Annotated in this window: 11 protein-coding genes; 8 read left to right on the top strand and 3 right to left on the bottom strand. The window is 36.4% G+C overall.

What is annotated here, in order from left to right; all coding sequences use genetic code 11:
• Nucleotides 1-301: 301 nt before the first annotated feature.
• Both ACFQU5_RS16830 and ACFQU5_RS16825 read left to right on the top strand, forming a co-directional pair.
• Nucleotides 302-910, top strand: coding sequence for a TetR/AcrR family transcriptional regulator (locus tag ACFQU5_RS16830; RefSeq protein ID WP_390290396.1), 609 nt, complete (start codon nucleotides 302-304; stop codon nucleotides 908-910).
• Entirely contained in the window at nucleotides 903-2,351 is a 1,449-nt protein-coding gene (locus ACFQU5_RS16825) for a DHA2 family efflux MFS transporter permease subunit (RefSeq protein WP_390290489.1), read from the top strand. The genes ACFQU5_RS16830 and ACFQU5_RS16825 overlap by 8 nt, the downstream gene beginning before the upstream one ends.
• A 115-nt stretch (nucleotides 2,352-2,466) precedes the next feature.
• Here ACFQU5_RS16825 and ACFQU5_RS16820 read toward each other — a convergent pair whose 3' ends face one another.
• From ACFQU5_RS16820 to ACFQU5_RS16810, 3 genes are all read right to left on the bottom strand, one after another.
• Complete coding sequence (locus ACFQU5_RS16820; protein WP_390290393.1) at nucleotides 2,467-3,723, bottom strand: right-handed parallel beta-helix repeat-containing protein; 1,257 nt, start codon at nucleotides 3,721-3,723, stop codon at nucleotides 2,467-2,469.
• A gap of 280 nt (nucleotides 3,724-4,003) precedes the next feature.
• Nucleotides 4,004-5,686 (bottom strand): methyl-accepting chemotaxis protein, encoded by a 1,683-nt coding sequence (locus ACFQU5_RS16815; RefSeq protein ID WP_390290390.1) that lies wholly within the window; start codon nucleotides 5,684-5,686, stop codon nucleotides 4,004-4,006.
• A gap of 268 nt (nucleotides 5,687-5,954) precedes the next feature.
• The gene (locus ACFQU5_RS16810; protein ID WP_390290387.1) at nucleotides 5,955-6,869 is read right to left on the bottom strand and encodes a TetR/AcrR family transcriptional regulator; all 915 of its coding nucleotides are present in this window, start codon (nucleotides 6,867-6,869) and stop codon (nucleotides 5,955-5,957) included.
• A 175-nt stretch (nucleotides 6,870-7,044) separates the two neighbouring features.
• Between ACFQU5_RS16810 and ACFQU5_RS16805 the strand changes: the two genes are divergently transcribed.
• The 6 genes from ACFQU5_RS16805 to ACFQU5_RS16780 all read left to right on the top strand — a co-directional run bounded on the left by ACFQU5_RS16805 (nucleotide 7,045) and on the right by ACFQU5_RS16780 (nucleotide 15,466).
• Nucleotides 7,045-8,589 (top strand): DHA2 family efflux MFS transporter permease subunit, encoded by a 1,545-nt coding sequence (locus ACFQU5_RS16805; RefSeq protein ID WP_390290384.1) that lies wholly within the window; start codon nucleotides 7,045-7,047, stop codon nucleotides 8,587-8,589.
• A gap of 273 nt (nucleotides 8,590-8,862) precedes the next feature.
• Nucleotides 8,863-10,074, top strand: a complete 1,212-nt coding sequence (locus ACFQU5_RS16800; protein WP_390290381.1) for an EAL-associated domain-containing protein — start codon at nucleotides 8,863-8,865, stop codon at nucleotides 10,072-10,074.
• 184 nt (nucleotides 10,075-10,258) lie between these two features.
• A complete protein-coding gene (locus ACFQU5_RS16795) occupies nucleotides 10,259-11,548 on the top strand; it encodes a glycoside hydrolase family 18 protein (protein ID WP_390290486.1) in 1,290 nt (429 codons plus the stop codon).
• Nucleotides 11,549-11,739: 191 nt separating this feature from the next.
• A complete protein-coding gene (locus tag ACFQU5_RS16790; protein WP_390290378.1) occupies nucleotides 11,740-13,971 on the top strand; it encodes a YcdB/YcdC domain-containing protein in 2,232 nt (743 codons plus the stop codon).
• 200 nt (nucleotides 13,972-14,171) lie between these two features.
• On the top strand, nucleotides 14,172-14,645 hold the full coding sequence (locus ACFQU5_RS16785) for a DUF2243 domain-containing protein (RefSeq protein WP_390290375.1): 474 nt from the start codon (nucleotides 14,172-14,174) through the stop codon (nucleotides 14,643-14,645).
• Between the two features lie 2 nt (nucleotides 14,646-14,647).
• On the top strand, nucleotides 14,648-15,466 hold the full coding sequence (locus ACFQU5_RS16780) for a cytochrome c oxidase assembly protein (RefSeq protein WP_390290372.1): 819 nt from the start codon (nucleotides 14,648-14,650) through the stop codon (nucleotides 15,464-15,466).
• Nucleotides 15,467-15,678 lie beyond the last annotated feature (212 nt).

Genomic DNA, 15,678 nt, shown 5'->3' with positions numbered 1-15,678 from the left:
CTTGAGAAGTGGTTTTTATGGTGCGCCCGATATGGGTAGTAACATTGTGTGTTGGAAGGAGTCTTCCAATAAGCGTACTTCAAGTAATTGGTATTGATGCCTGCATCTGTTTGGAAGAGCAGGGTGTTACCCTTTGACTATGAGGTTCACCAACCCTTTGCCAGCAATAAAATATTTTTTGCGTAGGGCAGATTTCATTGTAAAGATATTATAAATTTAAAGTCATTCTTATTGACTCATATAAAAAATTTCGTTAACATACTCTAGACCGGTTGCTATAATTTTTGGGGGTGAGCTCTGGATGAAGGAAAAACAAAATACAAGGGAAGTCATCTTGCAAACAGCAACTCGCTTATTCCAACGACAGGGATATAACGGAACCGGGCTTAATCAAATCATTGAAGAAAGTGGAGCTCCCAAAGGTTCAATTTATTATCATTTTCCAAACGGAAAGGAAGAAATTGCCATTGAGGCCATTTCAATGATGAGAAAGTATGTGTTCGAAGATGCTGAGAGGGATTTAACTGGAAAAAAATCGGCAGCCGAAGCATTCGAATATTATCTTCATAATGTTGCTGCTGTATTTGACACGAGAAGTTGTATAGACGGGTTATCAATTGGATTAATCGCATCGGAAACAGCATTTACACATGAGAACCTTCGTTATTCATGTGAGATGGTTTTCAAGGATTTACAGTCTCTACATGCTCAAATCCTAATACAGTATGGGTTTAAGAGGGAACAGGCGGAAGAACTAGGGATAACCATAGCGGCGATGATAGAAGGCGCGTGCATTTTATCGATTACATATCAAGATGGAAATCCATTGCGAAGGATTGCAAAGCAGTTATCCTTGCTATTAATAATAAGTCAAGAGACACAAGAGGAGAAACAAAATGGAAATGAGTAATACACAGCAAGTTAAATCGGGAGAGATCAATATTGGTGATTTACGGGTTGTCCCAATCATCATCTCATTTGTTGTTGCCGGATTTATAGGCTTGTTTAGTGAGACAGCCCTAAATATGGCATTAACAAATCTTATAAATGATTTTGGTATACAGGAAACAACGGCACAGTGGTTAACCACGGGCTATCTTCTAACACTAGGTATTCTGGTACCTGTTTCAGGACTCATCATGCAATGGTTTACTACAAGACAGCTATTCTTTACAGCACTAATTGCGTCAATTATTGGAACGTTAATAGCAGCTATTGCGCCGACATTTGCTGTTTTAATGATAGCGCGTGTAGTGCAGGCGGTTGGAACAGCTTTATTGCTGCCATTAATGTTTAATACTATGCTATTAATTATCCCACCACATAAACGTGGTAGCATTATGGGTATTATAGGTCTTGTTATTATGTTTGCACCAGCTGTTGGTCCGACTATTTCGGGTATTATTATTAATAATCTAACATGGCACTGGATTTTCTGGATTTCACTTCCACTATTAATCGGAGCCCTTATTTTTGGTTTATTCTTTATGCAAAATGTTGCAACACCAACCAAGCCCAAAATTGATTTTCTTTCTATTATATTATCGACTCTTGGGTTTGGAGGAATCGTATTTGGATTCAGCAGTGCAGGAGAAGGCGGCGGCTGGGGAAGTCCAACCGTTATTATCTCCATTATTGTCGGTGTAGCTTCCTTAATACTATTTTCAATTCGACAAACGAAAATGCAGCAGCCTATGCTTAATTTAAGAGCATTTAAGTATCCAATGTTTACAATTGGCCTCTTATTAATTCTGGTTTGCATGATGGTTATGCTATCAACGATGATTCTTTTACCGCTTTACTTACAAACTTCACTCGCACTTACTACGTTTGCAGCTGGTCTTCTTCTTTTGCCGGGCGGGATTATCAATGGGATTCTGTCACCAGTTATGGGTGGATTGTTTGATAAGTACGGACCGAAATGGCTCGTTAGAATTGGAATTGTCATCTTACTTGGAGCAATGTTTGGATTCTCGACTATAACAATCGAAACGAGCTCCGCTTTTATTATTGCTATGCATATCATTACGATGATAGGTATTTCCATGATCATGATGCCTGCGCAGACAAATGGCTTGAATCAGCTTCCGCGTGAGCTGTATCCTGATGGGACTGCCATTATGAATACGTTGCAGCAGGTTGCTGGAGCTATTGGAACAGCTGTCGCTATCTCTATAATGTCTTCTGGTTTAGAAACATTTACGCCAGAAGATCCAGCCAACCCGCTAAATCCTTTGCTTGCATTTACAGCAGGAGTTCAGGATGCATTCATCTTTGCCATTATTATGGCGATTATCGGTTTTGTCATTTCACTGTTTGTAAAACGTGTAAATGTGGAGCATCAGATGTAATTTAGTGAAACAGCCTTGCTATAAATCTAGCAAGGCTGTTTTTACTTTTATTCGACTTAATCATTCGTTAAAGATACAACGCACTCCTCTGCAAACGATTGGCATGATGTAACTTTCACAAAGACATGGTGGTAAAATATAGGCCTCTTTTTATAAAGCAGGAGAATGTTGTTAGCACGGGTATTAATTCAGTATTTTCTTTATTAACTATCATAGATTTAGCATTAATACGGATAAAATCTTCCACAAAATGAATAATGCTATTTGAAGTAAGAGCTTCTTTATTTTCTTCACTTAATTCATTATATGTTACATCATATTGGGAACCTGAATCACTGTTTTTCCAAGCTATGAATTGCATAGCGCGCGGTATATTCTCGAATATATTTTTTTGGAAAGTTGGGTTGATGGCACCACTGGCCAGTATGCCCCTGTTCGCGTTGTATTTACCGGGGTCAACATTTTTAATTATATTGTTCTCAATTATAGCATTACGCCAATTCAATACGCGAATTGCATCCTGACGCATTTTCTCTATTTTATTATTGCGGATGATGATGTGGTCATGATATCTCCCGCCAGAATATTTGTGTGTGCCGATTGCCCGGTCCAGGTCGTAGAAAACATTGTTTTCTATTGTTATATTGGAGTTAGGTGTTTTATCGAACTTACTCCACTTAGAGCTCCAGCCGTTCGTTAGCTTGTCAGGGGTATCGATGTTAATTGCTTCTTTTATTTTGGTTGGGGAAGGTTTTGAATTCATAAACTTATTATTGGAGATAACAGCATTTTTTGTTGCGTCCATCTCAATGAAATGGCCAGAATACATGTTTATAAAATTAATATTTTCAATCCTGATATTTTGATTATGGCCGGCAATAATCCCAATCCCATCCTTTTCGAAATTCAAGTCAATGGTCGCTGTACCAGAGCCGATAATGGAGATGTTTTTCTCACCCTCATATTTGCCATAGACATGTTCTTTTTTCCCGAGAGAAGGCCGGATCAACTGAAAAATGGATTTATTAGCATCAACTTTAGATGTACCAGTTTTATTTCCATTTACAATTTTTGCACCGTCTTCTAGTTTAATCGTTACATTTGAAGGGACGAACAATACGTTTGACACAGTATAAGTTCCTTTTTCTAATACGAGTGTACCTCCACCTGATTCTTCAAGCTGCTCAAGATATGAACGAATTAAAAAATAATGTTTCGTATACTTATTGTAATTCGATTGACTCATGAAATTTCTATTATATGTTTCGCTATTTGGTGTAATAGTAAATGTTTCTCCCTTGGCTTCAACTGAATCTGTAGGATAGAAAACCCATAAAGTTAATGCGACTAAGGTTAGTAAAAATTTTTGCATAATCCCTAGGCTCCTTCTAATCTTTGCTTTATAACTGTTAAAAATTAATAGGAATAAAATTCTATTGAATTACTAGATTTAATTTATTCACTACCTAACTATCTACCCCGAAAATAATTATATAATCGTATTGAAATTATTAAACTAAACTAATTCGATTGGTAGTTCGGATATCAGGGACTTTGTGGGCATTATCTTATCTGATGCTGGGGGTATTAGAGAATTTAGTTAACAGAGAAAAGAGGAAGATCTAATTAAATCTTCCTCTTTTACTTAGTTCTTATATTTTAAATTGACCAGTAATTTTATTTAATTGTTCGGATTGCCCTGCTAATTGTTCTGCACTTTCTAATATTTGTTCCATTAAACTTGATGTTTGTTCCGTAGAAGCAGTCGTTTCTTCAATACCGGCAGCTGATTCTTCTGATACACTTGCTATACTTGCGATAGCACCGTTCATTTTCTCACCTCGTGCAGACAATGCTTCCAAATCATTAGATATGATGGCGACCCCATTTGCCATACGATCTATTAGAGTAGAGATTGTATTAAATGTTCCAGACGTTTCTTTTATTTGTTGTGTTCCACTTTGTACAGCTTCAAAGCCAGATGTTAAGGAACTACTTACATTACCTGCTTCATATTGTACTGCAGAAATTATAGACGTAATATCTGATACACTGTGCTTAACTTCCTCAGCTAGTTTTCTCACTTCATCAGCAACTACCGCAAAACCTTTACCGTGCTCTCCAGCCCTGGCAGCTTCAATGGCAGCATTCAATGCTAGTAAATTTGTTTGTTCTGCAATTCCAGTAATCACATTAATCAGGGTAGTGATGTTAGTAACTTTCTCATTTAATCCTTTTACTCGTTCAACAGATTGTTTTATTATCTCTTCGATTTCAACCATCTTTTGTTCAGATTGAAGCATTAGCTGATTACCTGTATCTGTTGATGTTTTTACTTCTTCTGTTAAGTCTCTGACTTCGTTTCCGGATTGGTTTGTTTCGCTCATAAGCTTGATAAAATCTGTTACAGTGTCTGCGAGAGTAGCGGAATCCTGTGCTTGATCTTGTGCACCGGATGCTAATTCTTCCATTGTCTTTGCAATTTGATAACTACCTTCTCTGACTTCGTTTGATGAGACTGCAAGGGACTTGCTTTGACTAGTCACAATATCACTTGATACTATAAGGTTTTTCATAATATCCCTTAATTGGTTACCCATGCTATTTGTAGCATCCATAAGTTGAGCAGTTTCGTCCTTTGACTTAGTTTCTAAGTTGGAAAATTGTAAGTCTCCAGAAGCGATTTGATGCATACGCTTCATGACAATTTTTATTGGTTTAGTAATTGTTTGAGCACTCCATAGGGATAACAAAACCGCAGTTATAATAACAATTGCTGAAATAGCCAGTACTGTAATATTTACAGTATCAAGTGATTGAAGGACTGAATCTCCATCTTTAACAATTAAGTTTTCTCTCTTGGTAGAAAGTTCCTCAAATCCAATCATAATCTCACGTCCAAGTGGCTGTGCCTTTTCTTTCATTATTTGTATAGCTTTGTCGGGGTTTCCTTTTTCTAATTCAACAAACACTTCATCCGTAACGATTGTTCTCCATTCGATACTTTGATTGATAAGGATTTTTGCCTCTTCAGATGCGCCATTATTAAGTATTTGCTCTTGCAGAGACATACTGTTTTCCGTATACGTCATGAAAGACTCTTTGAAGGATTGATCTTCAGGGTAGAGCAAGTAGCCACGTGCTAGAGCGATTCGTTCAGCAATATTAAAAGCTAATTTTTCATCGGCTATTAGCAGGGGCATTTCCTCTTCCAGAATGTCTTGAACATTGTCATTGGAATTATTGATTGATAAGTAAGTAATGCTGCTTAAAATTAATATCAAAATAATAATTATTAAATTTATCAGAAGTAACTTATGTTTAATACTTTTCATTTGTTTCACCTCAAGTGTTATTCTTAAAACAATTCATTAAGACGTATATCGTCATATTTAGAATATAATTTAGATATAGACACCTAAAGTTAAATATTTATACAGTAATCCTGGTTTAGCTTAAATAATATTTTTCTATATAGAAAAAGCACCCGTGCAACAACGATAATGATTGCACAGATGCTTTACTTATTTAAATTCCTCTTTGCCAATACTTCTTGTTGTAGGTATGCTCCAAAGTATCCCAATTTATAAATCCCTCACTAAATCATCTATAAGGGGCATTATAATTTTTCTCTTCATTCTTTATTTGTAGATATCGCCATAGTGAAATGGATATTTCGTTTGCTTCTGCTTCATGAGAAGTGTCTTTAAAAGCATTTTTAAAAGCAGGTAGGACAGCTTCTAAAATATACGTTTTTTCCTCTTCTGTTTGCAGTTCATTTAGTAAGTACTTTGCATATTCGACTCCGCTTTCCATGTCATCAGGAGTTAGTTTTTCTGTAAAACCGTGCAGTTGTTGAAGCAGTGTACTTTTTGTAATTTGTGTTTCCTCTGCTTTTTGATGAAGAGCTTGGAATATATCGGAAGTGATTAAAACGCTATTCGTTTTCTGTAAATGAACAAGGATTCCTTCAACATGATTTAGTACATTTTTTACCACATCTTCAGGTGTAGCCAATTGTTTTGTGACCATGGCAATAACGCGAAAAGAGTTTTGCATCATGGCAATGGCTTGTACCGCACACTCATATGAGAATTTACGAATATTTTCTCCATATATATCAACCAATCTAGAAGCAAGCCATTCAATCTCGTGGATTAGATGCTTTTCTAGTACTTGTTTTAATTCTTGATCTTTATTTCCTGATACGGCTTCAAATATTTGCATTAAGTTTCGCTTACGATGGACATAGGCTATTAACGCCATTTGTTTAAGTAGTACATTTATATCATTAGGGTTCGTATTTAACGCTACTTCTAATCGGGTACTAATGATCTCTTCTCTTGTTTCATCAAGGATGGCAATTAAACATTGTGTTTTCGAACTAAAGTGATTATAAAATGTTCCTTTAGACACATTAGCCGAAGATATAATGTCGATAATAGATGTATCATTAAAACCTTTCTCTAAAAAAAGTTGCCGTGCTGCATGTATGATTTGTCGTTTCCTTTTGTTCATAACGTCACCTGACTATCCCTTGTTTTGAAAGTTTTATACCGTAAGTATAATTTGAAAACACTTTCATTTCAACATTTTAAACTATAATTATTTTTTTGTTGAAAAAAATAGACTAACGGTATAGAATGTATTTCGAGGGATGAAATGATTAAAGAGAGAGAGTGAAAATATAAATATGAGCAATAATAATTATCAAACACTGGAAAAGCCCCCGTATTTAATGATTGCGGTTCTTTTTGTGGGCGCTTTTGTTGCGTTTTTGAATAATACTTTACTAAATGTTGCACTTCCAACCATTATGGTTGATTTGGGTGTAACGTATTCAACTGTACAGTGGCTGGCAACAGGTTATATGCTAGTGAGTGGGGTATTAATACCTGCCTCTGCATTTTTGATTACTCGTTTTAAAACTAGACCATTATTTATTTTTGCAATGTCCATTTTCGTAGTGGGTACAATAGTAGCTGCGATTGCTCCAAGTTTTGGAGTCTTATTAGCCGGGCGTATGATTCAAGCTGTGGGTTCATCTGTAATGGCCCCAATTTTAATGAACGTTATGTTAATTAGCTTCCCAGTAGAAAAGCGCGGAGCAGCGATGGGGATGTTCGGGTTAGTAATGATTGCCGCTCCAGCAATTGGTCCGACTTTATCTGGCTGGATTGTAGAGCATTACGAATGGCGAGTACTTTTTGAGATGATCATACCAATTGCCGTTTTAAGTTTATTATTTAGTATTTGGAAATTAGAAAATGTACTTCCAAACAAAAAAGTTACATTAGATTACTTCTCACTAGTTCTTTCAACAATTGGATTCGGTGGAATACTTTACGGATTTAGTAATGCCGGAAATGATGGATGGACGGATCCAATCGTACTGACGACAATCATCGTCGGGGTTATTGGAGTTACACTATTTGTTTTACGTCAACTAAAACTTGAAACACCTGTGTTAAGTATGGAGATTTTCAAATCACCATTATATGCATTGTCAGCTATCATTAGTGCAGTACTTTCGATGGCAATGATGGGCGGTATGATTTTAACGCCTGCTTATGTACAAAATGTACGCGGAATTGAACCATTCGAATCAGGATTAATGATGTTGCCAGGTGCCATTGTAATGGCGATCATGTCACCAATTACAGGGCGTTTATTTGATAAAGTTGGACCGAAAATTTTGGCGATTACTGGTTTAACAATTACTGCAATTTCAACATATTACTTACACGAGCTGGATTTAAATTCAACTCACCTATACATTATTATGATTTATACACTTCGTATGATTGGGATCTCAATGGTTATGATGCCAATCATGACAAACGGTTTAAACTCTTTACCAGCTCGTTTAAACCCACATGGTACAGCATCAAACAATACAATCCAACAAGTTGCCGGGTCAATTGGTACAGCGTTGTTAATTGCGATTATGAACAAGAGAACAACTGCAACTGGAGAAGAGTTAGCTGCACAAGCACAGGCGAATGCAACTGGTCCGATGACACAAGAGCAAATGGCAACAATGAAAGCACAAATTACACAACAAGCATTGCTTGATGGAATTCAGTATTCATTCTTAATTGCAACAGGTATTACGGTTGTTGCATTAGTTCTATCACTATTCTTGAAGCGTTCGGTAAGTCCGGATAGCAAAACAACTACGAATAATTCGGAAAAAAAAGGAACAATCGAACCAGCTAGTGCAACATTAAGTAAGTAAAATCGTTATATATTACACCTATCACTGTGTACTTAAATATAAAAAAGAGTCATTCCAGCGAGTTGGAATGGCTTTTTTGCATGCAAAATTTTAAGCTCAAAAAATGAAATAGTTGTTTTGTGAAATATGGCGAAGGTTTTGAAATAACCTTTACTCGAATATAATGATAGTGTAGAGCGCTGTCCAAATTGTTTGGATTGTCTCATCTTTTCCAACATATGAATTGGTGTATAATGGGGATATGAAAAGTAGTAAGTCATGGGGGTTTTGTGGATGGATGTACTTGATTTTCTTGATAAGTTAGATGAAATCAATATTTTATTCGAACCAATTTATAGTGCAGATGAGCATGTGATCGTCGCCTACGAAGTAATTGGCCAGATTAAGAACAATGGGGAATCGGTGAATGTACTGGATTTTACATATGATGATGCAATACCAATAGATATCCGTACTGATTTGGAACATGCCGTTGTCAAAAAAGCAATCGAATTAGCAAAAGAAGAAGTTTCTCAAAATCATGTCAGACTTTATCTTCCATGTAATCCTAATTTGTTAATGGAGGATTTTGGTGATGGATATTTCCGATTATTAAAAGAAATCTTGGGTGAAGAGTTATTGCGATTTATCTATCTTGTCATACCTGAGCATAAGTACCAAGGGGAAACAGAGCAACTGCAGCATCCAATTCGTTATATTAAAACGTATGGGGTAAAAATTGCGTTAGATCATATAGGTTCCGAGAGTAATCTTGACCAAATTTTAATGTTCGAACCAGCTACGTTAAAAATTAATGTCAGCCAATTAAACTATAATGCATGGGGAGCACAAAACCATGTGTTTACAACGATTCAGTCGTTAGCAGTGAAAATTGGTGCAGCTTTAATGTTTGATAACATCCAGACCGATTACCAATTACATCATGCATGGAAAAGTGGAGCAAGATTTTTTAAAGGGGTATACTTACAAAAGCCGGCAAGTGAGTTCATTCCGAAAGATACATTAAAGGTCCGTTTCCGAAATGAATGTAAGCAATTTATTTCTGCTGAAAAAAGATTGCTTGAAAGTAAATTTAAAGAAATGAAGAATTTAGGGAAAAAGATTACATCAATCGTCGAGATTACCAAGCCAGATGGCAAAAATGTTGAAAAACTCCTACAGTTAGCCAAACAGTTAGAGGATTATGCATTCCGTTTTTATATTTGTAATGATGAAGGCTTTCAGATTTCTCCCAATATCGTTCGTCATAATGGAAAGTGGGATGTTGAAGAGTGTGCGGTAGGTAAGAACTGGAGTTGGCGACCTTATTTCTTATTTAATATTATCAAAATACGAAATACGGAAAAGGGCAATTTATCGAGTATCTATAGTGATATTGAAACGGGAGAAATGACTCGAACGTTCTCAATGGCATTAAATGATCACGAATACTTATTTGTGGATATCACCTATGATTATCTATATGAACATAATATTGTCAACTAAATGACGATTCCTATTTATAGTTTTGGCTATGAATAGGAATTTTTTATATTTAGATTTAACGTGTAAGTGCTCCTTAATATTTTTTCCGAGATTCTTATTTTTTCAAAAGTATGTTATGTAAAGAGTAATAGAAACATAAAATACTAGGTGTAATTACCATGAACGATAAAAGGGAGGAAATGAGATTCAAATACATGTGGTCCAGAATGGACAGTCTCTTTTTGGTATCGCACAAGCCTATAACACAACAACTGAAAGAATCATCACAGCTAACCAAATAGAAAATCCGCAGCGTTTAGTCATTGGGCAAGCATTGGTTATTCCGATTACTGGCAGTTTTTATTGGGTGCAACAAGGAGATACGTTATATTCGATTGCTCAGCGTTTCGGTTTAAACGCAAACACGCTAGCACAAGTCAATGGCATTAATGTAAACACTCCTTTAAGTGTTGGAACACGGCTATACATCCCACCTATGCAAAAACGAAGTACAGAAGTCAATATTTATATTGAACCAACGGGTGACGCTGTTAGTCAGGAATTATTGAATGAAGCAAGAAGTGTAGGGCGGTATTTAACGTATCTAGCACCATTCAGCTATGAAGCAAGAAGAGATGGAAGTCTTGACCCACTTCCCATTGAGGGAATACCACAGGTGGCAAGGGAAGCTGGAGCCTCTTTAATGATGGTAGTATCCAATCTTGAAAATGGTCAGTTCAGTGGTGAATTAGGTAAAGCCATTTTACAAAGTACGGCTGTTCAGGATGTGCTGCTTGAAAACATAGTAGAAGAAGCACGAAGAATTGGCAGTGTATCAGATATTCATTTTGATTTTGAATTTCTTCCAGGTGATCAACGGCAAGCCTACAATAATTTCTTAAGAAGAGCAGTGGATTATTTACATGGAGAAGACTTCCTGGTTTCGACTGCACTGGCACCGAAAACAAGTGCTGAGCAGGCTGGACAATGGTATGAAGCCCATGATTATAAAGCACATGGAGAAATTGTAGACTTCTCTGTACTTATGACGTACGAGTGGGGTTATTCAGGTGGACCGCCTATGCCGGTATCTCCAATTCCACAAGTAGAAGAGGTAATCCAATATGCTTTAACAGAAATGCCTGCAAATAAAATAATGATGGGGCAAAATTTATATGGCTATGATTGGACGCTGCCGTTTGTTCAGGGGGGGCAATATGCGCGAGCTGTAAGTCCGCAAAGAGCAATTGAACTAGCACAAACAAATAATGCAGTTATTGAGTATGATTATACGGCACAGGCTCCACATTTTAATTATGTGGATAATGAAGGGAAATCACACAAAGTATGGTTCGAAGATGCAAGATCCATCCAAGCAAAGTTTAATCTAATGAAACGATTGAACTTGCGAGGAATAAGTTACTGGAAGCTTGGATTCCCATTCCCGCAAAACTGGTTATTGATTGGTGAGAATTTCAATGTGGTGAAGCGTTAAGATAAAAGTTTTTGAAATTATAAATAAAATAAATGAACTATGTGAAAAGGGCAGTTTAGAAAGGTAAGCTGCCTTTTTTTATGCAAAAGTAATTAATGAACCGATGAAAAGTTAAGATAAATGGAAATTCCTATTTTTAATTTCGAAAGATTATCATACAATATTTGGTAGAAATAATTAGGAGGGATATTTTGTTAAAATTAAATAAAATTGGTATACCTATTCTAACAGTTGCAATGTCTCTAGGAGCAATGTCTGTAGGGAATGCCGAAACAATTGAAAAACCATTCGCAAATAGTTTGCAAATCGAAGTAGCTGCTACAGACAATGTAATCTCGAAAAACGAGATAGTAAAAAAGTTTAAGGAGCTTTTTCCGAAGAAATTTGATTTTCTCTCTATAGAAGATTTCTATCTGAGTACGGGTCATTATTATCCAGAAGATGAAACCATCCGATATGATCTAAGCTTTACGAAATTAATGCAAGGTAAAGAAATATACGGAAGTGCCACTTTTAAGGGAGATAACTTGGAATTGGAAAGTTTTCATTTTGAACCAATCAACAAAACAGATGCCCTATTCCCAGCGAAAGTAACGAAAGAAGATGCGCAAAAAATCGCACAGGATTTTATGAAGGAATTTTCGGGTGGGGAACAATACCAACTAGATAAGAATAATAATGAATATTACTACTATTATTCAAATCAATTGTTAACAGAGCCAGTACACTATTATTTCTCGTTTATCCGTACAGAAAATAAAATCGAAGTCGCGGATCAAAGGATGGAAGTGGTAGTACTTGGAAATGGGGATATAGTTCAATATTATCAAAATCAAACTAGCGATGGAAAAGGTACATTTGAAAAAGCAGAAAACCTACTGAGTGAAGAAAAGGTATTAAGTAAAATAAAAGAAAAAATTAATCTGCAATTACAATACCAGGTAAACTATGACTACAGAACAGATAAACCTACTGTACAACTAGTTTATACACCAGTAACTCAGTATTCTGGCGTCAATGCGTTAACTGGTCAATGGCATACGAATAATGGTTTTACAGAGAATCTGCCAAACAATCAAAAGGTAGAAAAACTGGTGCAACAACCATTAAAACCAAGACAAGAGGCTATTTCAGTTGAAGATGCAAAAAAGATTGCTACACAATTGTTAGCAATTGATTCTGATGACATTAAGTTACGATTTGATAGCATTGAAGAAAGAACAAATGGCGATGGCAAAGACATCATTATCATTAACTACTCTTATGAATCTCAAAATGGTGGGTATGGGACAAGCCTGGAGCTAGACAAACAAACAGGTGAAATAGTTCAATATCACAATTTAAAAAATGAAGTTTTAAGGCAAAATGGAGAGAAACCAAGCACTGATAAAAAATTAACTAGTGAGGAAGCATTGTCAAAGGCAATAGCATACTTAAAGGAATGGGTACCTTCATCTTTGCATAATTATATTAAGCCTATTGCACAACCATATACGGACGAAGATTATGGTGTTTATAATTTCGCATTCCCTAGAATCGTTAATGGAATTGTGGTCGCAGGAAATGATATTAGTGTAGGCATTAATTTTGATGGGTCATTAAATAATCTTAGTGTGAATGCTCTTGATATAGAGGAATGGCCAACAGCTGATGGAATTATATCGAAGGAAGAGGCGAAAAAAGTTTTCGATGAGTCTCTTAGTCTGCAATTACAATATGCGAAAGAAAATAGTTCAGAGGAAACGAAGCACTACTCCCTTGTGTATACTCCCCTTTATAATGAAAAGTCGTACACTTCAATCGATGCAATTAGTGGTGAGTGGACAAGTATGTTTAGTGGAACAGAATATCCTGTTGTAACAGATGATAAAGCAGAAGAAGAACTAAACTACCTTATTCAAAATAATATACTGGAAATTGATGAAGGTAACTTCAATGCAAGTTCACCAGTAACGAGAGGAGAAGCCTTAAAGGTTCTTCTTAAATCAATCTCATACGTTTATGAAAGAGACTACCCACAACAGGAAGAGACTCATCAAACATTTGAAGATATTCGTCCAGACAATCAATACTATCATGTAGTGGAACAGGCAGTGAGAATGGAAATTGTGGATACTGAGCAAAGTCAGTTTATGTCTTCCGAGAATATTACTCGTGAAGAGCTTGCAGTGTGGTATATAAGAGCGCTTGGTCTAGAACAAGCTGCAAAACACATGGAAGTCTATCAACTTAATGAACTAAAAGATGCGAATGATGTAACCTATAAGGGTTATGTTGCCTTAGCAAATGCAATCGGTATTCTTCCTTCACAGGATGGATTATTCAATCCGAAAAAATCAGTCACTTATTCCGAACTTGCTATATCAACGATTCAGTTAGCACATAAAATCCACGAAAATGGCAACGCATACAGATATTACTGATCGAGTAACAGGAGCCGGCATATTAGCTCTTTATCATATTAAGGGAAAAATCCTGATTATTTTTAAATAATTTTAGCGAAAGAGGGTACTCGAAGAACGGGTACCCTTTTAATTTTGATTATTGTTAGCATAACTTATAGTTTTTGCCATAGGTGGATAAAATGAGACGAGTAGCAAGATTATACTTGAGGGTGAATACAATGAAAAAAAGAAAAAGTAGCAAAGATGAGCCATTTAATTTTTGGTCAGGCATTTTATTTGGATTAGGGTTAGTTGCTTTCATAGATGAAGTAGTTTTCCATCAACTTTTGCATTGGCACCATTTCTATGATAAATCTACAACTAGTATAGGGCTGGTTTCAGATGGGGTTTTTCATGCCTTTAGTTGGTTCGCCACAGTTGTGTCTCTTTTTATGTTGGCAGATCTTCGAAAGAGAAATGTATGGGATAGAAGGGGTTGGATAGGAGCTGTTATTTTAGGTGCCGGTGTTTTCCAATTATATGATGGCATCATTCACCATAAACTCATGCGTCTGCACCAGATTCGTTATGTCGACGATGTTATATACTACGACATCGTGTGGAATGTAATTGCTGGATTTATGATTGTCATTGGGTTGATTGCAGTAGCACAGAAAAAAACACCCGAGCCAAAGAAAAAAGCGGGTGAATAGCAATGCATCATCATGGAGCCGGAATCGGAGTAAATAGTTTTCTCGATTTGCTGAGCTATGCTTTACCAATCGTATTCATTGTCGGTTATTTAGTAATGGTTAATAGATCGAATAAAAAATATAAGAAATGGCCAGGAACACGAATTGCTTTCTGGATAATGGGCGTTTTGGCTGTCTCATTGGCTATCGTTGGCCCCATTGCTGAACTAGCGCATACAAGTTTTGTTGCACATATGATCACTCATTTACTGCTGGGTATGTTAGGCCCATTACTTTTAGTACTTGCTGCACCGACGACACTTCTTTTAAGAACTGTTTCTGTCACAAGTGGGAGATTTTTGAGCAAACTGTTAAAAAATAATTATGTTCAGTGGGTTACCCATCCTGTTGCAGCAAGTTTTCTGAATGCAGGGGGACTGTGGATTCTCTATGCTACCGATTTATATAGTTTGATGCATTCTTCTATGTGGCTGTTTGTACTTGTTCACGTTCATATATTTTTGGCCGGCTATGTTTTCACTCTATCCATAATCTATGTAGAAGTGACACCCCATCGTACTAGTTTTCGATTACGGGCAATTCTTTTAATTATGTCGATGGCTGCCCATGGGATTTTATCAAAATGGATATATGCAAATCCGCCAGCTGGAATCGATGCTGCTGAAGCACAACAAGGTGGAATGCTCATGTATTATGGTGGGGACGCAATTGAAATTGTGTTGGTCATTATATTATGTTATCAGTATTTTAGCAGGAACAGGCGAACGACAAATGGCAGTAGTGCCACGGTTTCTATAGTTAAGACGACTCCGGAAGGATAATCATTCGATGCTTTTTAGCGAGAAGGACGAATGAAAGTGAAATTGGATGAGGGTGCCTTTCGTGGTCGGAATGAAGGACATTTTGATAATGAACCGGGAGTGAAATATCTTTCATAGGTGTGATGAAGGACGTTTTGGTATTGGTGCGAGAGTGAAATGTCTTTCATAGGTGTGATGAAGGACGTTTTGGTATTGGTGCGAGAGTGAAATGT

The sequence above is a fragment of the Ureibacillus sp. GCM10028918 genome (assembly GCF_042666115.1).
Taxonomy (GTDB): Bacteria; Bacillota; Bacilli; order Bacillales_A; family Planococcaceae; genus Ureibacillus.
Note: the sequence above shows the minus strand (reverse complement) of the source record. Positions and strands in the feature narration are given on the sequence as shown.

What these genes read in the sequence shown, in the direction of transcription:
- ACFQU5_RS16830 (WP_390290396.1), top strand. Translation starts at nt 302, where the DNA reads ATGAAGGAAAAACAAAATACAAGGGAAGTCATCTTGCAAACAGCAACT.
- ACFQU5_RS16825 (WP_390290489.1), top strand. Translation starts at nt 903, where the DNA reads ATGAGTAATACACAGCAAGTTAAATCGGGAGAGATCAATATTGGTGAT.
- ACFQU5_RS16820 (WP_390290393.1), bottom strand. Translation starts at nt 3,723, where the DNA reads ATGCAAAAATTTTTACTAACCTTAGTCGCATTAACTTTATGGGTTTTC.
- ACFQU5_RS16815 (WP_390290390.1), bottom strand. Translation starts at nt 5,686, where the DNA reads ATGAAAAGTATTAAACATAAGTTACTTCTGATAAATTTAATAATTATT.
- ACFQU5_RS16810 (WP_390290387.1), bottom strand. Translation starts at nt 6,869, where the DNA reads ATGAACAAAAGGAAACGACAAATCATACATGCAGCACGGCAACTTTTT.
- ACFQU5_RS16805 (WP_390290384.1), top strand. Translation starts at nt 7,045, where the DNA reads ATGAGCAATAATAATTATCAAACACTGGAAAAGCCCCCGTATTTAATG.
- ACFQU5_RS16800 (WP_390290381.1), top strand. Translation starts at nt 8,863, where the DNA reads ATGGATGTACTTGATTTTCTTGATAAGTTAGATGAAATCAATATTTTA.
- ACFQU5_RS16785 (WP_390290375.1), top strand. Translation starts at nt 14,172, where the DNA reads ATGAAAAAAAGAAAAAGTAGCAAAGATGAGCCATTTAATTTTTGGTCA.
- ACFQU5_RS16780 (WP_390290372.1), top strand. Translation starts at nt 14,648, where the DNA reads ATGCATCATCATGGAGCCGGAATCGGAGTAAATAGTTTTCTCGATTTG.